The following is a 24,092-nucleotide window of genomic DNA, read 5'->3' as shown; positions in this document are numbered from 1 at the left end:
ATGAGTAATCAAAGTTATCCAAGTTAAATTAAATCAGTGAACAGTTATCACGCCGATTTAGTCAGGGATTTAACCCAATTTTGTCTGATAAGGGCTTACTCGAAATAAATTATCCGGCTTAACGAACCGCAGAGGCGCAGAGGACACAGAGGAATCAGGGTTTGGGAGCTTTTTTGCGTTAGGTGATTTCGTATTTTTTTATTTGGAAGTCCCTAACTGATAAATGATAACTCTTAAAAATCGGGTAATTTGCCTGTGACATAAATAGTGACTATTCCGCCTCTGTTTCCCATCTCAAAGCAGTCTCTTGATAAAAATTATCAAAAGAGACGCGGTGCATCGCGTCTGTACAAAGGGTTCATGCAGCAGTATGATCAATCATACGCTGACAATCGCTCACAGAGACGCGTTGTTGCATGGATTTAACTAAAGCTTCGTAACTAGACCAATTTTCTTGTAACAAAGTTTTGGCTTGGAGAAAATGAAACTTCTGTTTCTGCAAAGCAGCTGATTCAGAAAAACCCAAACCTGCTAAAACTCCAGCTAGCTTGTTTTTATCATCAGCCCCACCTTCAGCATGATTAAAAACTAAAGTTTCCGCCACAATACCCGCCATCCAAATTGTACAATAGCGGTCGATGATTTGGGTGCTGATTGTCCCCTGTTCTAATTGAGTTGCTAATTCTCCATCATCAAAGCTAACACCACCTTGTCCGGGTTGCCCTTGTTTCCAAGCTTCCCAAGCGCTGAGTGTATAGCCAGTTACAGGAATATCTAGTAGATACGCTGTGAGAAAATGACCCGCTTCATGGTGGATAATGCGATCGCGGTGTTGGGGAGAAAAACCCGCAATCCAATCTAAAATTATAGTACCGCCTTGCCCTTGCAAACTGAAATTATCAAAAGTGGCTATTCCCAAAATAGTCACCGTAGCAATGGCTGGTACTGCTGGAGACAAATGAATTAATGGTCCCAACAGCACCGATAAAGTCATAAGAAAGATCGATATTGCAACTAAATTTAAAGCAGTTTGACTCATGCGTTGTTTTTGAATGCAGCTTAATCTTTCTTCATTTTGACACTTACAGGAGTTTTCGGTTAATTAGACCACAGTGTAGGGACGTTGCATGCAAGGTCTCTACAGGGTTTTAACTTCTGTTGTGTGTGTCATGGCGTGTAATTGTCTGAGTTCTTTGCACTTAGCCTCTGCCGCCTGATAAGCTGCTAAATATGCAGCACCACCCAACATGACATCACCGTAATACTCATAAGGTGCATCACCATAGATGGGTAAGGGATCATCTTCGGGATAATCTTCTTTTGATTCCTCAATAATCGCTTTGAGTTGCTTAATCGTAAAGCTTTGGGCGGCGAAGTACCAAAGTTCTTGCGAAGTTTTGTGCAGGTGTGGTAAACTGGGGTCAATAATACTCACAATAAAATCACTTTCAGTTGCTTCGCTTAATTCTATCCAGCCATGTTCAATGGGTTGGTATGGCATTTGGGCAACAGCTAAAAATCCCTGGACATACTTGGCTTTTTCTGTGGCTAATACTGCTTTGTAAGCATTCTCAAATGGCTGATTAGCTTTGCTTTTTATGCTTTGGGCAATTAAGATTGAAAGCGTTTCATTCAATGCTTTGTTCATCTAGGGCGGGGATTAGAGCAATGACTAGAATATATTATCACGGTTGATAGCATCGGTTTCTGCGGGAAAGGTGCAGATTAAATGCGATCGCATATTCTCCCATCCCAAACGGTCTCTGCTGTCTGGGTTGAGGCTATTAAAAGGGACATTTCTCTGAATGAGGGTAGTTTAGTTAGGAGCCACCCTAGACTGAGAGAAAATCATTGTTAATCGGAACTGTTTTGCTCACTAGGCTCAGGGGTATTAATGATACTTTGTTCCGGTTCTAATTCTATTTCAATTTTATTTTCTATTTGAATATCTACCTCTTGAATATCTATCTGTTGGTTGACAGATTCAGGAGGAGATGGCATTTCTGTTTCTTGGGCTATAACCTTAGTGGGATTTAAGGCTGTAACTGATATAGTTCCAAATAGTAGGGCTAAAGCGACATTTCCTAAAGGCTTCATTAACTTACCTATGGCTAACGCCACGCTCCGCTATTATAAGTTGTCTATAATATTGTCAGCAATTTACAAATGGTAGTTCTCCAACTCAAGTTAGAACAGCAAAAATCTTGAGTTGGAGTTTCGTTAGGTGCTGCTAATCGGAACTATCTTCCTCCATAGACTCTGGAGTAGTAGTAATACTTTGTTCAGGCTCTAATTCTACTTCCTTTTCCTCTTCTATTTTAATCTCTACCTCTCCCATATCTATCCGTTGGTTAGTACCAGGTTCAGGAGGAGATGGCATTTCTGTTTCTGGGGTTTCTGGGGCTTCTTGAGCTATAGCCTGAGTGGGATTTAAGGCTGTAACTGACATAGTGCCAAATAGTAGCGCTAAAGCGAGATTTCCTAAAAGCTTCATATACTTACCTATGGCTAACGCCACTCTCCGCTTTGAAGTTGTGGTTTTATTGTCAGCAATTTTAAAATGGTAGTTCTCCAACTCAAGTTAGAACAGCAAAAATCTTCAGTTAGATTTTGATATTAAACTTAAATCAGTAAACAGTAAACAGTTATCAAGACCTATGGATTTAGACCCGCCACCAACGCCAGATATAGTAGGGGAATTAAACCCAATTGTGTCTCTTAACTGATAACTGATAACTGATCACTGATAACTGTTAAAGCTTGACCTCGATGGCTAATTGAGCCTTTCAATTCCCGCGACATCTGTGCAAAAGTCAATTGCTTTTCTGGGACATAAAATATCGGGTCGTAGCCAAAACCACCTTCGCCACGGGGTGCATGAAGAATTTCGCCGCGACATATGCCTTCGGATTCTAAAGCTATTGTACCATCAGGACGAGCGATCGCCACGGCACAGACAAATTGGGCTTGGCGATTGGTGGTGTTACCTAATTCTCGCAATAACCGAGCAATGCGGTCTGAGTCGCTGCTACCATAACGTGCCGAATATATTCCGGGTGCGCCATTTAGGGCATCTACTGCCAAACCCGAATCATCTGCGATCGCCCATTGTCCTGTACCTTGAGCAATTTGGGAAGCTTTGAGACAAGCATTAGCGGCAAAGGTTTCGCCTGTTTCTTCAACTTCTAATTCTGCTGGTTTGAGCGTTAATTCCCAACCAGAATTAGCCAGATAAGCTTGCAGTTCCCGCAATTTACCGGTATTTCCTGTAGCTACTACGAGTATTTTATTCATATTTGCAGTTATCAGTTATCAGTTATCAGTTATCAGTTATAGCAATTCCCATTCCAGTGAGGTACAAGCAGTAATAATTAAACGCAGATGGACGCAGATAAACGCAGATAATTTTGTACTTTATTAGACTAGGAAATGCCTGATCACTGACAACTGTTAACTGAGATTATTCTGCCCAATTTTTCGCCCAAGCCAAGGTTTGATGCACTTGTGCAATTGTCGCTGCTTCGCAATATAGGCGTAATACTGGTTCTGTACCGCTAAACCGAATCATTAACCAGCTGTTGTCAGCTAGGCGGAATTTATAGCCGTCGATGGTTTGACAATCAATGACGGTTTTACCGGCAATTTCGGTTAATGGTTGGGTTTGCAGTTGTTCTAAAAGACGCGATCGCACATCCATACTGGCTAAGGGTAAATCAATGCGATCATAAGCTGAGGTGAAACCTGTTTTTTCTTGCAAAGAGTGATAATAATCGCTTAAATCTAACCCAGATTCCACAATCGCCTCTAGAACATACAAGGCTGATAACAGTGCATCACGTTCGGGAATATGGCTACCATAACCGATTCCTCCTGATTCTTCCCCACCTAATAATACATCTGCGGTTAACATTCTATCAGCGATGTATTTATATCCGACGGCAGTTTCAAAAAGTGGCAAGTTATGCAATGCGGCGACACGGGGAATTAAATCAGAACCACTGACAGTTTTGACGATTTCACCACTAAAGCTGCGCCTTTGGGTTAAGTGGTCGATTAAGATGGGAATTAAGATTTGGGAACTCAAAAAGTTAGCGTTACCATCCACTGCGGCGATGCGATCGCAGTCACCATCGAATACTAACCCCACGGCTAAACTTGATTTATCTGTTTGTCGGTAAGTTTTGATCGTCGAGAATAAACGAGATAGGTATTTTGGTAATGGTTCGGGCGCACCACCTTCAAATAAAGGATCGCGATCGCTGTTAATTTCTTGGACACCATCCCCCAGTAATCTCCCTAATCCCCCTGCTGCTGCACCGTGCATGACATCAGCAAATAATCTCAGTTTACCAGAGGCGATCGCTGCTTGAATTTTGCTAATATTAACTTTAGCTTTTAGGGCTGTAGTGTAACTCGGCCAGGGATTCAAGGGCTGTTGTTTTCCAGGGGTAGCCACTGGCTCAGGTACACCCGCAGATAATAATGCTTCTATTTCTTTGGTTACTTCTGAGGGTACTGAACCACCAAAAGCACCCTTGACTTTTAACCCTAAATATGCTCCGGGGTTATGACTAGCTGTAATTACCAGCGCTCCTAAAGCATTCAGGTCTTTTGCAGCCCAACTAAAAGCCGGAGTTGGTGCAAAGGTTTCGCTGAGTAAAACATCAAACCCGATAGCGGTGACAGAATCCGCCACAGCACGGGCAAAGTCTTCTGCCATAAATCGGCGATCGTAGCCGACAATAATTGTTTTGTTACCAACTGTCGAATAATATGTAATATACAATACTTGGGCGGCAACTGGCGCGACTAGGGCTAGGCGTTCAAAGGTGAACTCATCACCAATTATGCCTCGCCAGCCGTCTGTACCAAATTTAATCGATTTAGCAGCAACTGGCATTGAGGTATCCTCTCTGTTTACGTCAGGATTTTAGCATTTATTTCATAAATTCCAGGAGTGGCGGAATTAATCCACTGGTTCAATATTAGGAAGAAACGAACCACAGAGGACGCAGAGTACACCGAGTCATGAGAGTTTGAGAGGTTTTTACGTAAGTCCTGCATAAATAAATTAATTATGGATTTCTTCTAGTTACAATTGAAACTTTCTACGGTTAAGTGGTATTAAATATTTCTCAATATAGTGTTTCCGGATTTAATATGATATAATTACCAAGCTTTAATTATTTATACCGATAATGGGTAAGGTGATTACAAATTCGGTTCCTTCACCGAGTCGAGAATTGACAACCAGTGAACCGTGATGTTTTTCTTCGACAATTTGACGGGCGATCGCCAGTCCTAATCCTGTACCTTTACCCACTGCTTTAGTAGTAAATAAATGGTCAAATATTCGCTGTTTCACTTCTTCACTCATGCCAATTCCATTATTAGCAATGGCAATTTTTACTTGCTGATCTATAATTAAGGTTTTGATAAAAATATAAGGAGGATGAGCTTGAATCTCTGCAAAACTGCGTCCTTTATTCGATTCTTCTAATGCGTCAATGGCATTGGCTAAAATGTTCATAAATACCTGGTTTAATTGACCAGGAAAACATTTAATCTCCGGTAAATTACCATATTCAGTTATCACTTTAATTGCGGGACGCTGTTCATTGGCTTTGAGACGATGTTTTAAAATTAAAATTGTACTATTAATGCCTTCGTGGATGTTAAATGGCACTTGATAAACTTGATCAGCACGGGAAAAAGTGCGGAGACTGGTGCTGATATTTTTGAGGCGATCGCTAGCCATGATCATCGAGTCAATCATCTTGGGCAAATCTTTTAAACTATAATCCAAGTCAATTTCTGCTGCATGGTCTAGAATTTCCGCCCCTGGCTCTGGTAGTCTGGCTTGATATAGTTGCAAATGTGTGAGCATCTCTGCAAACATCGGTTTAATTTGTTGCAGAGTCCCACAGATAAACCCCAAGGGATTATTCATTTCATGGGCGACACCAGCGACTAAGTTACCCAAGGCGAACATTTTCTCACTTTGCACCAGTTGTAATTCTGCTTGTTGTAAATTTTGTAATGCTTGTCCAGCTTGTTGATAAAGTCGGGCATTTTCTAAGGAAATAGCAGCTTGAGTACAGAGAAAATTGAGAATAAGAATGCGATCGCTCGTAAACACCCCACTGGTGGAGCGATTATGTAAATACAAAATCCCAATTAATTTTCCTTGATTGAGAATCGGCAAACACAGTATACTTTTTGGTTGCTGTTGGATTAAATATTCATCAATCACAGGTAGCTCCGTTTCCAGATTATTAATCACCACTAATTCTTGAGTGTTTTTCACATACTGAATCAGCTTCACAGGCACATGGAGATTGCCCTCTAAAGGTTCAGAACAAAGTTTTTTGCTATCCGGTGTAGCCATAGCTTTCACCCGCCAGTTACCATCACTATAGGGCAGAATTAAGGCACAGCGATCGCCCCCGGAATTTTGCAAAATAATCTCAGTTAGTTGGTGCAGCAGTTCATCCAGTTTAATCGTACTAGAAAGACTTTGAGAAGCTTTGATAATCGCTGCAAAATCTAGCACCGTATTCATGTTATAATTGGAAGAAATGCTCGCTGTTGTAGAAGCGTGAATCGAGATAATTAATTCTGTCAGAGAATGCGATCGCTCTGTGGGACAATTCAACTTATCAGCAACCAACTGATTTGTATCACCGAAGCTCAGGGGGAGGAGGGTAATGGTATTGACAATCTTGCCAGTTTTCTTCAGTTCCTCCACCGTCAATATAAATGGGTGGGTAGCTTCTACCTCATTATCTCGATAAGCGCCCAACAACAGCAAATAACTCTGCTCTTCCATCAGCAGTTTGATCAACTCTAGGGAAGCAAAATCCGCCCACTGTAAGTCATCGAGAAACATCACTAACGGATGTTCTGCGGTGCTGAATACTGCAATAAACTTTTGGAATAATAAGTTAAATCGGTTCTGTGCTGCTGTTCCCGATAGTTCTGGTGTCGGGGGTTGTTTGCCGATAATTCTTTCTAGTTCGGGAATCACCGAAATTAAAACCTGTCCATTGTCTCCCACAGATGCGAGAATTTTGCCTCGCCATTGCGCCAATTGCGCGTCAGATTCCGAGAATAATTGCCCGATTAAATCCCGCAGGGCTTGTACAAAGGCAGAGAAGGGAATATTGCGATTAAATTGGTCAAATTTCCCTTTAATAAAATAGCCTTGCTGACGAGTAATTGGCTTGTGGATTTCATTGACAACGGCGGTTTTACCAATACCTGAAAATCCTGCCACTAGCATGATTTCGGTTGTACCGTTTGCTACCCCTTCACAGCCATTTAGTAATGTTTTAACTTCCGCTTCTCGCCCATACAGTTTTTCGGGAATCAGAAAGCGATCGCATAAATCCTGCTGACCAATTTCAAAATCTGTAATTTTCCCAGTATTCTTTAATTCATACCAACACTTGTTTAAATCATGCTTTAATCCCAAAGCACTCTGATATCTTTCTTCGGCGTTTTTCGCCATTAATTTCATCACAATATCCGAGACTACCTGGGGAATCTCTGCTGTGTTGCCGATTGCCGATTTCTTGTTTACCAAAGGGGTGGGCATTTTCGCAATATGACCATGTACCAATTCCATCGGGTCATCAGATATAAATGGTAACTCTCCTGTCAATAATTCATAAAATGTCACCCCCAGAGAATAAAAATCGCTGCGGTAGTCTATGCCTCGGTTCATCCTACCAGTTTGTTCCGGTGAAATATAAGCGAGTGTTCCTTCTAAAATATGAGGATTTTTGAGTTCTTGGGTTTCTTTAGAAAGTAATGAAGCGATACTAAAATCAATAAGTTTAACTGTTTTGCTTTCTGGATGAATGAGAATATTTGCAGGTTTAATATCTTTATGAATAATATGGCTGATAATCAAATCATCAATAATATTAGTTAATTGAATAGCAATTTCTAAAAATTCCACAAGGGAGATAATATTGGTTTTGATGTATTCTCCTAAAGAAATCAACCCTATATCTTCCATCACCAAAATGTAAGCATTACCATAGGGTTCTAATGATAAGGGCTGAATGATACCGGGAATGTTGAGATTTTTGCTAATAGTATATTGGTTGCGAAATTGCAACAATTCGTTAAAGCCGGGATATTCAGAGGTAAGCAGCTTAATCACCACTGGGAGTTGATCTTGCTCTCGGATAGCTCGATAAACTACAGTTCTGTAGCCTGCGTACAGTTGAGAGTTAATTTTATATCCGGGAATGATGGGGGTGCAGTCCGCAGTGGTCATTGATATCTACCTCATGGTGCAAATTCGTTTTTGCTTCATTCATAGTATTCCCTTGACACTCCCCGATCTAAAGGTGCGGGGATTCTTGGTTCAACGAGTCCACTTAGATTAGACTCCTTGCGGTATCTAACCCAGAGGTGGTTCTCTCCCCCGACGCGCAGCCATGCCCGAAGGGCTTTAGCGTTAACTTTCCCCCGGCGGGCGAGGTAGTTGCGTTACCGCAAATTTTGTTTGAGTTAAATTCTGTGTCGTCTAGTACCTGTAAATCTTTTACCTACTTCCAGGTGATACTAGAACTACGAAGTAGAACCCCATAGATTTATTTGTCTTGGCGAAGCCTCTCCCTTTGGGAGAAGGTACAGATTGCCGTGAGGCACTTGGGTTTTTATACAGGTTAATTACCGTTCCTGTGACAATTATTTTACCACAAAGTCACCGAGGCGTAAACGCCTTAGCCGGCTTCCATCCCTTGTCTAAAGCACGTTTAAGTTTTTCCGCCATGCTCCAAAACTTAACCTCAAGGGTTTTCAGCCTGTTTTCTTATAATCGGACAAGGACTTCAGGTATCGATTGAATGCGTAGCACCTTTAGGTACAGTATATCTTTTTTTACAGTTAACAGTTATCAGTTATAGCAACGGACAGGGCGCTTAGGACATGACAAAATTCTCAAACAAATTCACAGCAAGCATTTCACTGATTTCATTCCTGCAATGCTTGATGCAATTGCTCTGCTGATAAAGATTTTAACAGACTCAGATTCAGAGGTGCTTGACTGAGATATTGAGCATAAGAGGGTTGTAAATAAGAGGCGTATTCGGGGCGGTTGAGCAGGTGTGTTTCCCAAAAAGCCACGTTTAAAGCTTTCAGATAAGCATAAGCCGGCGCACGGTTGGGGCCTAGTAAAGCTGATGGTATCGGTAACACGTCATTTCCAGAAGTTGCTTCGGTCAGTACACTGAAATGAGTCCCGTTTTCAATTAATACCAAATACTTATTAGGGGTAGTAAGCCAGGTGAAAGGGCGAACCTGCTCGGATACTATTGGGGTAGCAATATCCTGACTATTTGCAACTAGCATTACAGGAACTTGAATTTGGCTGACCTCACTTTTGCCAAAAATTGAGCTAGATAAAGGATTAATAGCCAATACTGCTTTAATGCGCTCATCTTGGAGTTGGTAATCTTTGGCTTCTAACTCAGTGACTTGACACTGCAAAAACAGCGACAAATTGAAAGAGGACATATTGGAATTACAGTCTTGTTGCAGTTGCTCAAAATTTATCTTAGCTCCTGCCAAACTTAAAACAGTATAACCACCAAAAGAATGCCCAATTGCCCCAACTTGCTCAAAATTGAGTTTTCCTTGGAGAGCAGGATTGAATTTTTCCATGATTTCCAGTTGATCAAGCAGAAATTTAATATCTAAAGGTCGGTTGACAAATTCTTTTGCTTCTAATGGCCCAGCTAAACCTGTTAAGTAGCGCTCAACGCGTTCCGCATTACTACCAGGGTGTTCTAATACAGCCACCGCAAAACCGTAGGATGCTAAATGTTCCGCTAAATAGGCAAAAGAAGAACGGTCTGAAGCTACACCATGAGAAATTACAATTAGAGGAAAGGGAGGTGAGGGATTTTCTGGGCTGGTTGATGGTGTTGCTGCTGGTAAATAAAGATGGGTGGGAATTATGCGATCGCGAGACTGATCTAAAAGTATAAATTCTTTTCGCCGCCAAGTAAATGCACCAGGGGATGTTAAATCTGGCTGTTGAGCAAAGTCAATGGTAGGATTGGTAACTGCTGCATTTAGGGGAGCAATTGGTGTAGCGCGAGCGATCGCTTTTTGTTGAATCCAAGCCACAACCTCATCTCTTTTCTGCAATACTTGGGATAAGTCATCAACTAACTTTAGCCCCTCGGTAAAATTTAGCCGCAGCGTAGGTGAGGGAAACTGACGCAGAAAATTCACCACTGTTAAACCTTCTGGATTAGCAGCAGCCAATATCAAAGCACTTCGTAGGGCATAAAAGCCATTTTGCCTAGATTCCGTGCGGATTAAGCCCCCTAAACGTTGTATGAGGTCTTCGCCTATCGGTGAGTAAGTAACCTGAGACACAAGGGTAGGAGTGACATTAAACTGCTGCTGGAGCAGCTCTCGTAATTGAGCCAGTTGCTGGGGATTGGCTCGACTCGCATAAAAAGCCAATTCATCGGTGATTGTACCTTCTTTCGCGAAGATTTCCAAAGCGTCAACGCTCAAAGAGAACTCACCATAGGGAGGGTAAAAAAAGTTAATCCGTTCCGCCCCCAATCCCGGAGTAGCCGTGAGCAAAGTAGATAGTATCCCTAAACTTAAATATCTGAAAAATGTTTTCATCAGAAAAACCCACAGTTTACACCATCCCAACAAGTTTGGGTTAAGAGGATGTCTGAGAAGTATCAGTTTTATCCATATCCCCCCTTACCCCCCTTATTAAGGGGGGGGAAATTAATCAAAGTCCCCCTTTTTAAGGGGGATTTAGGGGGATCTACAAGTGTTTTATGCAACAGGAAAAAGTTTTCAGACATCCTCTTAAGAGGAACTGGTTTACATAGTTATTTATATCACATTATTAGCAGCGAATTAGTTTAAAATAATTATCACATTTAAATATAATTTTTTCGATAAATTTAGAATAATTAATATAATATTGTTCCAGTTAATCAAGCTAAATTTATTTGCAATATATATGGTCAAAATTCCCGCAAACAATAGCCAAAAATATAGGGTTGACAATAATCATGCCCACCCCCTGTTAATTTACTAGGTGCAAACTTATTTTTTTGCCTGGGGTTTTTGACCTTGAGAACAACGATCAAACCACTCCTGATATTTGTTTTGCAGCGACTCATCTGTAACAGCAATTGTGATTTTCACCTGCTGACAACCGTGATTGTGTTCGAGAGCGATCGCATTTAAAAGTAAACTAGCAATTTTCGGTGAACTAAAATCACCACTCACTGTTAAATGACTATCCAAAATTGTCCCTTCAGGTCTTTCTCCTGCCATAAACTCAATACCAGAAATCTCACCTTGTCTTAAGTCAATTTCTGCAAGTTGTTTATTTTCTGGGCTAACTTGTTCCACAATTAATTTTTCCCTGCGGACAGGTACTTGTACCATCCGAGTTTCAATTTTCTTGCGAACAATCACTTCACCAATTTTGTGTTGTTTATGATCAGCTATCAGTCGTTCTTCTATTAAACTAACAATATCTTCATCATCAAGTTCTGCTGCATTGACTGTTTCAATTTGACTTTTGCTCATTTGCTCATTCATATTTGGTGCAGTTAATTCATCCACTGTTATTTGACTATCTGATGTTGCGGCTTCTAAATATTCAGGCATATGCTCTACTTCTGATTTGTCTATATCTAGGAGAATACATCGGTCACCATTATTGATTTTGTTGATTTTTTGGCTCAACAATAAAACTAAACGATGTGAATTGACATCTGGTGTACCATGATTTTTGCGATTTTTTTGATTCGTCTGTTGAGATATCACTAAATTCAGCCGACGATTAGCATCCAAAATTAAATCTTTGACCTTACCTACTATTTGACCTTGCCTATCAGTTACAACAAAATCTCGAACTTTGTTTTTTAACGTTTCTAACAAGGTGTGGATATTAGTCTTCTTGTGGACTTGTTTAAGGTTATTTGCCATTGGTTGGCTATTCATAAAAAGAATGATCAAATGCTTTTATAAAACCAAGTTATATAATTTGTATGCTTGAGTGATCACAAGTGCAGGCAAAGCTAATTTAAAAACCCCACCTGCACTGCGTCTCATTATTCATATCAAGTTACCCTGAATACTTATAATAAAATCCATTTTTGTATTTGGAGTTATAGCTAGCTTCCCCGGAATAATACAAATGATTTTCAGTGTTGGGTTTTTTCTCAACCCAAGGGACTTTAATTATAAGTGATGAGCCGAACCTGATATGATTAGCTCATGGCTAATTGCTTTTTTCTGATTGATTAACGTTCTTCAACTGGAAGATTGGGAGCATTGATATCTAACTCTTCACGTCGCACAGTGTCTTGAGTCTCAACTGTCTCTTGCTCGACAACCTTTTTAACTCTCACTTCTTCACGCAAAACGGCCTCTTTGCGAACTTGAGGTGTTTCTTCATGGATTTCTACACGAGCAACTTCGCCTTCACGGAAATTAGCTTCGCTAGGAGAAACAACCCTACCCGCATCTTCTGGAGTCACACGCTCAATTACAATATGCTCTTTTTCTATTGGTACTGAAACTCTTGCAGTTTGTGTTTCAACGTGCTTACCAATTGCGACTTCTCCAGTTTTTTCGCGTCTTTTGCTAGCAATCAGCCGTTCTTCATACAAGCGTAGAGTTTGATGGTCTTGCTGATTTAAGTTGTACAAAGAAGGTTCATGCTCGTAAGTATAACTTTCACGGGTGTAAGTTGGTGTTGATGCTTCTACCGCACCGGAAGCATATTTAGTATCACGATAAACCCCGCGTACCTGTTCTTCATAGTCGTAATCCAGCGTTCTACCTTCTTCAAATTTTGGTAAATCTTCCGCTTGTTGTCTAGTCATACCCAGAGCGTAAACGCGATGAGCATCATAGTCAATGCGAGAACGTCCAACTGGGAGTAATACTTTTTTTCCAAATATCCAAAAACCTAAGTCAACAATTAGATAGCGGAAACGCCCTTGTTCATCAACTAAAACGTCGGTGACAGTACCAATCTTTTCATGACCTACGTCTGTGTAGACACCTAATCCTTTAATATCATTACCTTGAATAGTTTCGCGGTAATTGGGATCAAATTCTGCTAATCTGTGAAGAACCATTATAGTTACCTCTGAGTTTTCATACCATCTCTTAATAACTAAGATAAATATTTATTGGCTGATTTATCTCCTACTATTGAATGATATCTGTTCAAAAAAACACATCAAAAGTTATAAATATTTTTTGTTTAAGCAGATAAAAAATATCAAGATTCTATTTGTTTGATGATGATTAGAAAAATTAAAAATAAAAGTACAGGCAGAGGTAAAACTTTCCCTTCCCTGCCTGCATTATTTAAAATAAATCTCCAAAGCAAATTTCTTACCCAGCTACTCAAACAGCTTCTTCTCTTTGTGTACCAGTTTCATCCACATGCAATTCTCCTGTAGTATCAATATCTAACTGTTCTCGACGAATTGTGTCTTGTGCTTCTACTGTGTGGCGGTCTACAACTTTTTTCACTCTAATTTCTTCGCGCACAAAGGCTTCTTTGCGAATTTCCGGCGTTTCTTCGTACAATTCTATGCGTGTTACTTCCCCTTCTTGAAATTTGAGAGCGTTGGGGTCTACAACTGTTCCTGCTTGTGTTGGTGGAACTCGTTCGATCAAAACACGTTCTTTTTTAACAGGGACTGTCACCCGTGCAGTTTGTGTTTCAATGTGCTTACCAACTGCTACTTCCCCAGTCTTGATGCGATGCTTGTTAGCAATCAATCGTTCTTCATACAGTCTGAGGGTTTGATGATATTGTTCATTTAAATTATATAAATCTGGTTCTCGTTGGTAAAGAGATGTCTCGCGTTCAGAAGCTCCATCTTTGCTTTCAGGACGAAAAACAAGGCGCACCTGTTTTTCGTAATCTTCATCAACAGTCATGCTTTCCTGATATTCAGGTAAACGTTCAACTTGTTCTTTACTCAGCCCATCAACATAAACACGTTTGGCTAGATAATTGATATGGGAAAGTCCAATGGGGAGTAATATCTTTTTGCTAATAGAGTCCAAGCTGCTGTCAATAACTAAATACCGAAAACGTCCACCTTGGTCAACCAAAGCATCAGCTACAGACCCAATTCTTACACCTCCTTCGGTATAAAGGTCTAAAGCTTTAACATCATCACCGCCAAAGGTTTGTCGGTAGTTAGGGTCAAATTCTTCCAGTTTGTAAAGAGGCATATATTTCTAGGTGTAGAATATCTATACCTATCAGCCTAAAAATTATTATCTTGGCTTCCCTCTGGCTGGCGGCTGAATTTAGGGAATATATTTTATGATTGAAATATGAATATTTTTACCCTGAATTAATTGCCTATTTGTATATAACTTAAGATATAAATTTTGCATCTGTCAAAATATTCCACAAGTAAGAAAAAAGCAATCATTGGGAATAGACAAAAAAATTGGGCGTTGCTGAATCAGAAAATGTCAAAATTACCTTTGCGCCTCTGCGCCTGGAGCGTGACAAAAATTCATATTAGAAATCAGCAACGGCAAAAATTGAGTTAGTGCAATTAGAAGACTCGAAAAATGAACGGATAACGGAATGGTTCATCTGGCCGGCTAAAACAGTGCAACAGCGCCCAAATTGTCAATCCCCAGTGCAGAGCAAAACCCAACGCAACTACGGGAAAGAATAAAATTCCCCCCAAGCCAAAGGTGAGGAAAGATAGAATCCCAATTGGAACGCCAATAATAGTTGCCCAAAACCAAACATTGAAGTGAAAATTAATCGATTCTTTAGCGTTACTTTTCACCACTGGGTCGTCAGAAATTAAAGTAATGACAATTGGAACCCCAATAGAGAATAATGTTGTACTAAAGAAAATCGCCCCGTGACACAGCGATGATAGCAATTTACGCTTATGAGAATCGTATGCAACTGGCATTCTGGTGTCCTCTCAACTGAGTTTATAACTCTTATTGTAACGAAGACATAATATGTTGAGAATTCCAGTTTACCGTACTCTGGAAACTATTTCCACCGTCCTTAAGATAAACTAGAATATGAGGTTTACTTTAAAAAAGGGTCTAAAAAATGGGTCGCATCAACCCCTACACATTACAAATGCAGATTAGCCGGATGTTTGAGCAAGGGCAATCATTTTTTGCCACAACCAAGGTGCAGGACTGGTTAAAAGAGCGCAAACATGATCCATTAGATTATGACATCATTTTCCATCAGAAACCTGCACCTCCTGGTTCCAAAGAAGTTATAGCCATAGAAATTGAACTACGTCGCAAAGATGGACAGCCTGTAGACCCCTGGTTACAAGAGCAAGCCAACCTTCACGGCTGATGCAAGTATAAATAATGAGTCAAATAAAATACTTTTTCCAGACAAGTAGACAAGCAAAATTCAATGTATATAAAAAACATAAATTCCCCGTAGGGTGTGTTATGCCGTAGGCTAACGCACCTTGAATTGTTAAAGTCTCGACTCCTCTAGGCTGTAACACTGATCTCACCCGAAGTCGCGCAAATGTTGGGTTGCGCTGCGCTTAACCTAACCTACAATTTTGTTAACTGAACCGTATTGCTATATAGGACGTAGCACAGCCAAAGTTTTAAGGGACTACTCAGAAATAAATGAATTATCCATATTGTGGGCAAAGATACCGGCCCTGATTAAAGGACGGGTGGGGACACCCATCCCACAATAAAATTTGGAATGTTTTTTTATTTGTCAGTCGCTAATGGTGCGTTGCGCTGCGCGACAACACACCCTACAGTTAATTTTTCTTGACGTATTTTCGTATCTACTTACTGAACATTACAGTAGAGTTTAGCTTCCCTTTCTAGATACTTAATTTCTCTGCTCCATTGTTCAAGTCGGTATTCTCTCTCTCGTAATTCACCTGTTGTCGGGTTTCTGGAAGGGGGAGTATTTCGATTAGGTAAAATGCCATTATTGGCCAGCCAGATTGGCGAAAATACCTGCCAAAGAAATACATGATCGTGCTTATCGCCACCCAAACAGCGAATTTGTTTAACTGAAAGCCTTGATTCACCAAAAAGGATTTGCTGAGTTTGGGAATTATTAGGAAACAGGCGCGTTTCACTACCTCTTCCACGAAAAAATTCGACTACAAACAAGTCACCAAAATCGAATATACAAACCTCTGTAGGATCACTACCATCATCCTTTAGTAAATCGACATCACCTTGAATTTGATATCCTATGGCAATTTGTGATGTGCTGGGTAACAAAATGCGAAGCCGTTCAAAGCGGTTACTGTAGTTAGCCCAAAATTCTCTGCGACTACGTAGCCTATTTGACTCGAAGGATTCTAAAGCTATCCGGCTCAATATTACATCTACTAACCTTTGGAAATCACCATAATTAATGCCGCCAATCCACTGTCGAAGTCTTCGCCTAGCTGGTTCGGAAAGTTTATACCAATTTTCCCCATTTCTGTAGTTATTTCGCAACCAATCAACTAAGAAAGAATAATTTTTTACTACATCATTATAAACACGGGTTAGTAAATAATCAACAGCGTTTATTTGCTGAGTATTTGACATTTCATTCAAGCAACTTAACAACCAGGTTACTTGCTGCTGATTTGGAGAAATCATTTTTACAAAATATGGTGTTATCTCTTCTATGAATTGGCTGAATGATGGAATCCAAACTGGTAAATCTCTTAGAATTATGTTAACTAATTCAGTTTGATTGACACGCTGTTCATCAGCAATTTTGGCTAATTCTCTCCCTGGTTGTTGACTGCAAAGTGCCCGCACAATTTGAACTGGTAGCAGGTGACTAACTAAGTTAGAATTAGCAAAGATATCAAAAGAATCAGCTAAAGACTTGGCTAATACCTGTTCTTGCTGATGATGAGAATAAAGAGCTAAACGCCACAATAGCTGATGTTGTAACCATGAGTTAGAAATTGCTACCTTCCAAATGGCTGCTGATGTTTTATGAGAACGGTCAGTATTTTGTTTATCCCACTGTGCTTTAGCATGGATGCAGTAAATCCAGTCTAATTGACTTACTTGATCAGCTTTACCCTGTTCAATAGCTGCTAATACTTTATCAACACTTGGTGTTGAGATTTTTGGCTCTGGTAAGTTACTTGTAAGCTGAATCAGTTGATTAGGAATACATTTTGGAGGTTCAGGTAGGGAAGGAAGAGAAAATTCAAAATTCAAGATTATTTATCCTTTAAAGTGAGGTTTCAGCGATATCTTTTTTTAACTCATCATTACGAAACTGAAAGCGGAAAACCACTTTGCGATCGCCTGGATTATCCCGACTGTGATCAGCTTCAACTTCTCCACGACCAGCAGCTAGTATTTTCTGGCTCAAAGCCGTTTTTGTAGGGAAATTAATGTCAGAAAAAATATATTTATAAACTGACAAAGACCGCATTAAACTCAGTTCCAGATTTATTTTTTCATCTCCTTCCGAGCTAGTATGACCTTCTATAACTACACGGCTAATTTCGTTTTCAAATTCTTCCTTTGAAAAAATTACCCCACTGTAAACAGGAATAAAACGGCTGAGAAAAGCTTTACCTTCTGGTTTTAGTTCGTTACTTCCCTGAGCAAACAGAATTGACTCCTGAATGCTGATATCTCCAGTTTCAGGATTAACTTTGACATTAATATTGTTACTTTTCATCTCGCCCACCACATTACCAATTATTAACCGTTTTGGTACATCCTTTTGTGCAAGTTGGAGTAATGCAGTGATAAATAGCAAAGCAAAAAACATCAGCAAACCAGACATCAAATCGCCAATAGACAGATAGATGCTAGAGTCATCATCCTCTATCATCTCTGCATCAATTTCATCTCTAATAAAATTATCCATGATTGCTTGCACCCTTACCAGATTGGTGGTGATCATTTGCAGCAACTAAAACTTCTGCCGTTCTGAGTAAATCTCCACAAACTCTAGCCATAGAAGTATCTGCTTGTTGGAAAAAATTCACCTGTAAGTCAACAGTCCTTTGCATAGAACGTTCAAGATGACTTTGCCAAGCATCCAGGCTATGATCAAACTTTTGATTCAAATTGCTGTATGAATTATCAACTATCTGTAATTGCTCGCCAATACTACGAGCTAGATTTTCTAGTTGCATGAGTCGTTGTCCATCGTTCAATCCAGCCGCAATGACTAATTTGTGAATTTGTGCGACAGATTCCTGAATTTTAGTCATACTTGCATCTACTTCTTGAGTCAATTCACTACGTCTTTGACATTCATCTCGGAATACTTGATCAAGATGGTTCACAACTCCAGATAATCCTTCCTGTTGTTTGCCTAGTGTATCCTCAAGTAAAGTATTTTGCTCTTCAAAAAACATCTGTAAATTCCGTTGATATTCTTTCCTAAACCTTGTCAAATCATCTTCTACTGTTTGGCGAGTGGCTGTGAGTCTTTCGTCAATATTTCCTAAAGTAGCCAAAAGATTATCCTTAGCATCATTCATCAATCCAGAGGCTTCTTCACCTACTGTTTTTAGAGTATTAGTTTGCTCATGAAAGGTTCTATTTGCTTGGGTGAGAATTTGGATAATTCCAGTTTGAGTAGCTTGAAGCATTTCTTGTTCAACTGTGGCGCGTTCTTGTAATGCTGTTTGCAGTTCTTCTCGAATTCCTCGGAAAGTATCAGCAGCTTGAACTGCACTGGCTTCAAAAGCACTGCGTTGGGCTGTCATTCCCTCAATACTCTGATCTACAGCGTGATGAATTTCTTGAGATGTTTGTTGTAAAACATCTCTTGTATCTGTTTTAAAATCATTTAAAGTGTCTCCCAAATTGTGAGCAAATCCTTGGAGTTGTACCAAAGTTTCTTGTTGAAAATTCTGAATTGTCAGGATGGAATTTGCCAAACTTTCAGAGATTCCGCCGAGATCTTGATGTAGATTCAGCACGGCTGTGGAAGCTTGCTGGGTTAACTCGGCACTTTTATCTAGTCGCTCTGCAATCGGTTCTAGTACCTGAATTCGCAAATCATTAATAAGTTCTTCTAAAACTCTCTGTCCCTGATTTTCTTGGAGTTCTCGAAGTCTTCTCTGTTCATTGAATATATTTCTCAAAAGTGGTGAAATTTGCTGCTTGACGGATTCTCCAATAGATTGGGGTGACAACTGATTTAAACCTGCGAATTGTTCTGCTATACTCTTACCTACAGCTTGACCAATATCTTCCGCTTTTAGCTGTTTGAACCCAGTCAAATTTTGTGCTACCAGCGTAAGTGCTTGAGCAACTTCAAGGTTATCATTCTCTGTGGTTTTTAAAGTTGCGATCGCCTTCAATTTATGACGCAAACTATCACGCCGTTTCTGCCGTACCAAATCACTCCCAAACAAAACTAAAGTAAACAAGCTACCAGAACCAAGCCCCATCAAGGAAGTAGAGAAAGCTGTTTTCATTCCTGCTAATAACTCTGTACTAGCAGTCATCAGTTGTTTACTATCTTCTGTAGATAAATTGATTCCTTGAAGTCCCTGTTGTATACCATAAAATGTCCCTAAAACACCGATAGCGGTACATAAAGTGGTGACAAAACGCAAGGAAGTTCGAGGAACTGGACGGGCTAAATCCGATGGATACTTTATAAATATGAATTTGCAGTTTTTGTCTCCTTTTTGACGAACTATGTTTATATCTTCGGGATCTAAATGTTCGTGTAACCAGGGGCTAACTTTTACATATTCACCCTTTTTATGACTCAAAAAATTAATCGCGGCTTTAGTTTTATCCAAATACTGCGATACTCTGCGAACTTCAATAATAGTTGCGACGACGAACACAACAGCAATTGCCAAATAAAAAAGTACGTTATCCGAAATGTTCCAAAGTTTAGTTATTTCCACACTGCACCCTTCTTGTTTATCTTGGTTATATCTTTTGGAATTGTTCTAATTCTTTATCTGTGAGAACTTTTTGTGCTACCCGTATTGGCAGATGTTCTGCATACTGGCGGTTTCCTATAGGTTCCCGCAGACGTAAACCATAAGCTGGTTCACCTTCTGATTCTGTATCCTCAATTAAATAAACCTGTTTTGGTGCATAACTTCGCAACAAACGAACCTGCAAACAGGTTTTTAAATCCCGTGAAGAAATAGATAGATGTGAATCTTCTCCAAATAATTCACGCGCGACTTTCCACGCGTGGTTAATTGCCACAATTTCCTTAACCAACTTCTCCACAGAGGGGCGCAACATTTCAGCCGCTTGATTTGTCAATGCTTTTACCCTATTTGCCTAAGCTTCAATAGGGTTATTGTTCCCAAAAATCGTTACTTTTTCACTTTTTTGCGAAAAATAGGGAAATTATATCGCCCGGATGCTTTCTTGTTTCTAAGATCATATTTAGTCTATTTTGTCAATATCTGATTCATAGGAATTACCCTTTTAAAGATGGGTAAAATTCCTCTTTACTCCGTGTCCTCTGCGTCTGCTGTAGTTAAATAAAATACTTTTTAAACCACAGAGGCACAGAGAACGCAGAGAGTCAGGATTTTAAAAGTCTCTGCGGCATACAAAAAGGCTAAATCCTTGTCTTGTTATCCCAAGTAATCAAAACAAGATTCAGCCTTATGAATGCGGAAGGTTTATAACATTGTGTAAGTAGTTCCTACTATACCATAAGCTTATTGACATTTAATAGCACTTTTTGATTCATTACTTCTTGAGCATTATAGATTTCCTCAGTACCAAAATGCTTGTAAGCTATACTTTACAAGCATTTTGCAGCTTTAATCATAAGTTAAGTTACAAAAATTTACATAAAATTAGTGACAAATAATTTCAATAAGTCTGATAATATGTTTTTAAGGTTTATTGAGATAGATACTCATTAGTTGGGTTCTTGATCTCAGGCATAGGCACAATTTCTCAGGAGCTAATGTGATGACAAGCATGGCTGTTCAAACATCGGAGTCAATTCCCTGGTGGTCGGGGAATGCCCGGTTAACAGAACTATCAGGGCGACTTTTAGGCGCTCATGTTGCTCATGCGGGGTTAATCGTTTTGTGGGCAGGTGCGACAACCTTGTTTGAAATCGCCCACTTCAACTCTTCGCAACCAATGTATGAGCAAGGTTTGATTTTATTACCCCATTTAGCAACTCTGGGCTGGGGTGTAGGTAGCGGTGGACAGGTGGTAGATACCTATCCCTACTTTGCTATCGGGGTAATACACCTAATTAGCTCTGCTTTTCTGGGTATTGGTGGCATTTTTCATGCCCTACGTGGCCCGGCTGTCTTAGAAGAAAGATTTTCCTTCTTTGGCTATCGCTGGGAGGATGCCAACAAAATGACAACTATTTTGGGCATTCACTTAATATTACTGGGTTTAGGTGCTGGCTTACTGGTTGCCAAGTCTATGTTTTTTGGCGGCTTGTATGATGCCAATTTGGGTGAGGTGCGAGTTATTTCTCACCCTACCTGGAATTCTACCGTGATTTTTGGCTATCTCTTTGGTGGTGGCGGTAGAAACTGGATTGCTGGAGTCAATAATCTAGAAGATTTAGTTGGTGGTCATATTTGGGTAAGTATTCTCTGTATCGCCGGCGGTATCTGGCACATTACAACTCAACCTTTTGCTTGGGCTAAAAAGCTGTTTGTTTGGTCGGGTGAAGCATACCTTGCTTACAGTTTGGGGGCTTTAGCTTTAATGAGTTTAATTGCTGCCTATTTTGTCTCTGTCAATACCCTAGCTTACCCAGTTGAGTTTTACGGACCAGCTTTGAATATTGGGTTTGACCGCTTCCCCTACTTCGAGAGTGGAGATTTACTATCTGCTCGCGTTTGGTTGGCAAATGCTCATTTTTGGCTAGGTTTTTTCTTTCTGCAAGGGCATCTCTGGCACGCCCTCCGCGCTGCTGGGTTTGATTTCCGTCAAGGTAAGGTCGTGCATTCAACTCGTGGAGAGGTAATGTAACAATGACAACTGCAACCATAACTCAGCGAGAATCTGGTTGGTGGGCAGGTAATGCTCGATTTATTGATATGTCGGGTAAGCTGTTGGGCGCTCATGTTGCTCATGCGGGTTTAATTGTCCTTTGGGCTGGGGCAATAACTTTGTTTGAAATCACCAAATATGATGCTTCTCGCCCAATGTATGAGCAGGGGTTAATTCTTTTGCCTCATTTGGCGACTCTGGGTTTTGGTGTGGGCAATGGGGGAGCAATTATTGATACCTATCCCTATTTTGTGATTGGTGTTTTACATTTAGTTAGTTCCGCCGTCCTGGGTGCTGGCGGTATTTATCATGCTCTTTTGGGGCCAGAAGTACTAGCCGAAAATAAAACCTTTTCTGGGTTCTTTGGCTACGACTGGGAAGATGAAGACAAAATGACTACCATTATCGGTATTCATCTCTTGCTATTGGGTTTTGGTGCTTGGTTATTGGTGGCGAAAGCACTGTTTTGGGGTGGTCTTTATGACCCTGATGTAGCAGATGTAAGGGTAATTACTGAACCAACTCTAAACCCTGGTCGGATATTTGGCTATCTCTTCGGTTTGTTTGGTAGTCAGGGGATGGCGGCTGTAAATAACCTAGAGGATGTCATTGGTGGACATATCTGGGTAGGAATACTATGCATTGGGGGCGGATTTTGGCACATCTTCACCGAGCCTTTTAGCTGGGCTAAAAAACTATTGTTTTGGTCTGGTGAGGCTTACTTGTGCTACAGTTTGGGCGCTTTAGCCTATATGGGATTTTTTGCAGCTTACTTTGTAACTGTGAATGATACCGTTTATCCCACAGTGTTCTATGGTTCTTTGGGATGGACTACCACTGCATCGGGAGTTGTGACAGTTCGCACTTGGTTAGCAACTAGCCACTTGGCTTTGGCGGTGGTATTTTTAGTTGGTCATATCTGGCACGCCTTAAGAGTTCGTGTGATAGCGGCGGGATTGAATTTTGAGCAGGGAGTTGTTAACTATTCTGGTATGCCAGAAATGGGTAATTTTGATACTCCTGTAAATGCTTCTGATATCACGCTGAACTTTTTGAAGTATCTGCCGATTTACCGTCCTGGTTTGTCGCCTTTTTCTAGGGGTTTAGAAATTGGCATGGCACATGGTTACTTTTTGCTGGGGCCTTTTGTGAAACTCGGTCCTCTGCGGAATACTGAGTTGGCAAATCAAGCGGGTTTATTAGCCACAATTGGTTTGTTATTGATTTTGTCTATTTGTTTGTGGCTCTATGGCAGCACATCTTTCTCAGATAATAAACCTGCTTCAGGGGAATTACCAGAAAACATGAAAACGGGTAAGTCTTGGAGTGAGTTTAATGCTGGATGGACTGTAGGCGGTTGTGGCGGTGCTTTGTTTGCTTTCTTGGTTTTAGCTAATAGCAGTTTGTTTTTCTAATCCCGATTCAACTGTGAATGGGTATATATGAGGAACGAACCGCAAAGTACGCAAAGTACACAAAGGAAAGAAAGAAAGAAAGAAAGAAAGAAAGTTAAAACTATTGATTAGGTGTCAAAATGTCGAAGAAAATTGGTTTGTTTTACGGTACTCAAACTGGCAAGACTGAATCTGCGGCTGAAATGATTCGGGATGCTTTTGGTGGTGATGTGGTGACATTACACGATATGGCTCAGGCTGAGGTTGCTGATTTTGATGAGTATGAATGTTTGATTGTTGGTTCCCCAACTTGGAATATTGGGGAACTTCAAAGCGATTGGGAAGGTGTTTATCCTGATTTGGATGATGTTGATTTTAACGGTAAAACGGTGGCATATTTTGGTACAGGAGACCAAATTGGCTATGCTGATAATTTTCAGGATGCTATCGGGATTTTGGAAGAAAAGATTTCCCAACAGGGTGGTAAAACTGTGGGCTATTGGCCAACGGAAGGGTATGACTTTAGTGATTCAAAAGCTGTGCGGAATGGTAAGTTTTGTGGTCTAGCCCTTGATGATGATAATCAATCTGACCTCACAGATGAGCGCATTAAGGCTTGGGTTGCACAGTTGAAGACAGAATTTGGTTTGTAGAAAATAATCAGTGAACAGTTATCCGTTA

The 24,092-nt window shown here is 40.3% G+C and carries 20 protein-coding genes; 4 read left to right on the top strand and 16 right to left on the bottom strand.

Annotated features, from left to right (window positions below; genetic code table 11):
- Positions 1-358: 358 nt before the first annotated feature.
- The 12 genes from NSP_RS16665 to NSP_RS16610 form a co-directional block, all read right to left on the bottom strand.
- Positions 359-1,039, bottom strand: coding sequence for a hypothetical protein (locus tag NSP_RS16665; protein WP_006198832.1), 681 nt, complete (start codon positions 1,037-1,039; stop codon positions 359-361).
- A 99-nt stretch (positions 1,040-1,138) separates the two neighbouring features.
- Entirely contained in the window at positions 1,139-1,648 is a 510-nt protein-coding gene (locus NSP_RS16660; protein WP_006198833.1) for a hypothetical protein, read from the bottom strand.
- A 206-nt stretch (positions 1,649-1,854) separates the two neighbouring features.
- Positions 1,855-2,121: a deoxyribonucleotide triphosphate pyrophosphatase gene (locus NSP_RS16655; protein WP_231859488.1), complete on the bottom strand. Its 267-nt coding sequence runs from the start codon at positions 2,119-2,121 to the stop codon at positions 1,855-1,857.
- 109 nt (positions 2,122-2,230) lie between these two features.
- Positions 2,231-2,494: a hypothetical protein gene (locus NSP_RS16650; protein WP_006198835.1), complete on the bottom strand. Its 264-nt coding sequence runs from the start codon at positions 2,492-2,494 to the stop codon at positions 2,231-2,233.
- A gap of 224 nt (positions 2,495-2,718) precedes the next feature.
- Positions 2,719-3,294, bottom strand: a complete 576-nt coding sequence (gene rdgB / locus NSP_RS16645) for an RdgB/HAM1 family non-canonical purine NTP pyrophosphatase (RefSeq protein WP_006198836.1) — start codon at positions 3,292-3,294, stop codon at positions 2,719-2,721.
- A gap of 166 nt (positions 3,295-3,460) precedes the next feature.
- Positions 3,461-4,900: a phosphoglucomutase/phosphomannomutase family protein gene (locus NSP_RS16640; RefSeq protein ID WP_006198837.1), complete on the bottom strand. Its 1,440-nt coding sequence runs from the start codon at positions 4,898-4,900 to the stop codon at positions 3,461-3,463.
- Positions 4,901-5,179: 279 nt separating this feature from the next.
- Positions 5,180-8,287: a trifunctional serine/threonine-protein kinase/ATP-binding protein/sensor histidine kinase gene (locus tag NSP_RS16635; RefSeq protein WP_017804251.1), complete on the bottom strand. Its 3,108-nt coding sequence runs from the start codon at positions 8,285-8,287 to the stop codon at positions 5,180-5,182.
- Between the two features lie 701 nt (positions 8,288-8,988).
- Positions 8,989-10,662: an alpha/beta hydrolase gene (locus tag NSP_RS16630; RefSeq protein ID WP_006198861.1), complete on the bottom strand. Its 1,674-nt coding sequence runs from the start codon at positions 10,660-10,662 to the stop codon at positions 8,989-8,991.
- Between the two features lie 438 nt (positions 10,663-11,100).
- Positions 11,101-11,994 (bottom strand): YsnF/AvaK domain-containing protein, encoded by an 894-nt coding sequence (locus tag NSP_RS16625; protein ID WP_017804250.1) that lies wholly within the window; start codon positions 11,992-11,994, stop codon positions 11,101-11,103.
- 317 nt (positions 11,995-12,311) lie between these two features.
- The gene (locus NSP_RS16620; protein ID WP_006198863.1) at positions 12,312-13,154 is read right to left on the bottom strand and encodes a DUF2382 domain-containing protein; all 843 of its coding nucleotides are present in this window, start codon (positions 13,152-13,154) and stop codon (positions 12,312-12,314) included.
- 274 nt (positions 13,155-13,428) lie between these two features.
- Positions 13,429-14,271, bottom strand: coding sequence for a DUF2382 domain-containing protein (locus tag NSP_RS16615; protein ID WP_006198864.1), 843 nt, complete (start codon positions 14,269-14,271; stop codon positions 13,429-13,431).
- A gap of 335 nt (positions 14,272-14,606) precedes the next feature.
- Positions 14,607-14,981 (bottom strand): DUF4870 domain-containing protein, encoded by a 375-nt coding sequence (locus NSP_RS16610; protein ID WP_006198865.1) that lies wholly within the window; start codon positions 14,979-14,981, stop codon positions 14,607-14,609.
- 149 nt (positions 14,982-15,130) lie between these two features.
- Between NSP_RS16610 and NSP_RS16605 the strand changes: the two genes are divergently transcribed.
- Positions 15,131-15,391, top strand: coding sequence for a hypothetical protein (locus NSP_RS16605; RefSeq protein WP_006198866.1), 261 nt, complete (start codon positions 15,131-15,133; stop codon positions 15,389-15,391).
- A gap of 464 nt (positions 15,392-15,855) precedes the next feature.
- Here NSP_RS16605 and NSP_RS16600 read toward each other — a convergent pair whose 3' ends face one another.
- Genes NSP_RS16600 through NSP_RS16585 form a run of 4 tightly spaced genes read right to left on the bottom strand, consistent with a single transcriptional unit; the run spans position 15,856 to position 20,298 of the window.
- A complete protein-coding gene (locus NSP_RS16600; RefSeq protein ID WP_006198867.1) occupies positions 15,856-17,250 on the bottom strand; it encodes an EH signature domain-containing protein in 1,395 nt (464 codons plus the stop codon).
- A gap of 13 nt (positions 17,251-17,263) precedes the next feature.
- On the bottom strand, positions 17,264-17,914 hold the full coding sequence (locus NSP_RS16595) for an OmpA/MotB family protein (RefSeq protein ID WP_006198868.1): 651 nt from the start codon (positions 17,912-17,914) through the stop codon (positions 17,264-17,266).
- Positions 17,907-19,925 (bottom strand): hypothetical protein, encoded by a 2,019-nt coding sequence (locus NSP_RS16590; protein ID WP_017804249.1) that lies wholly within the window; start codon positions 19,923-19,925, stop codon positions 17,907-17,909. The genes NSP_RS16595 and NSP_RS16590 overlap by 8 nt, the downstream gene beginning before the upstream one ends.
- 25 nt (positions 19,926-19,950) lie before the next feature.
- Positions 19,951-20,298 carry a hypothetical protein gene (locus NSP_RS16585; protein WP_017804248.1) on the bottom strand — a complete coding sequence of 116 codons (348 nt, stop codon included), beginning with the start codon at positions 20,296-20,298 and terminating at the stop codon, positions 19,951-19,953.
- Positions 20,299-20,973: 675 nt separating this feature from the next.
- On the opposite strand from NSP_RS16585, the gene NSP_RS16580 reads away from it, so the two are divergent.
- The 3 genes from NSP_RS16580 to fldA all read left to right on the top strand — a co-directional run bounded on the left by NSP_RS16580 (position 20,974) and on the right by fldA (position 24,064).
- On the top strand, positions 20,974-21,996 hold the full coding sequence (locus tag NSP_RS16580; RefSeq protein WP_006195135.1) for a chlorophyll a/b binding light-harvesting protein: 1,023 nt from the start codon (positions 20,974-20,976) through the stop codon (positions 21,994-21,996).
- Positions 21,997-21,998: 2 nt separating this feature from the next.
- Positions 21,999-23,432, top strand: a complete 1,434-nt coding sequence (locus NSP_RS16575) for a chlorophyll a/b binding light-harvesting protein (RefSeq protein WP_006195136.1) — start codon at positions 21,999-22,001, stop codon at positions 23,430-23,432.
- A 119-nt stretch (positions 23,433-23,551) separates the two neighbouring features.
- Positions 23,552-24,064, top strand: coding sequence for a flavodoxin FldA (gene fldA, locus NSP_RS16570; protein WP_006195137.1), 513 nt, complete (start codon positions 23,552-23,554; stop codon positions 24,062-24,064).
- The last annotated feature ends 28 nt before the right edge of the window (positions 24,065-24,092 follow it).

Origin of the sequence: Nodularia spumigena CCY9414 (assembly GCF_000340565.2) — a bacterium.
GTDB classification, from domain to species: domain Bacteria; phylum Cyanobacteriota; class Cyanobacteriia; order Cyanobacteriales; family Nostocaceae; genus Nodularia; species Nodularia spumigena.
This window is presented reverse-complemented; position numbering and strand designations above follow the sequence as displayed.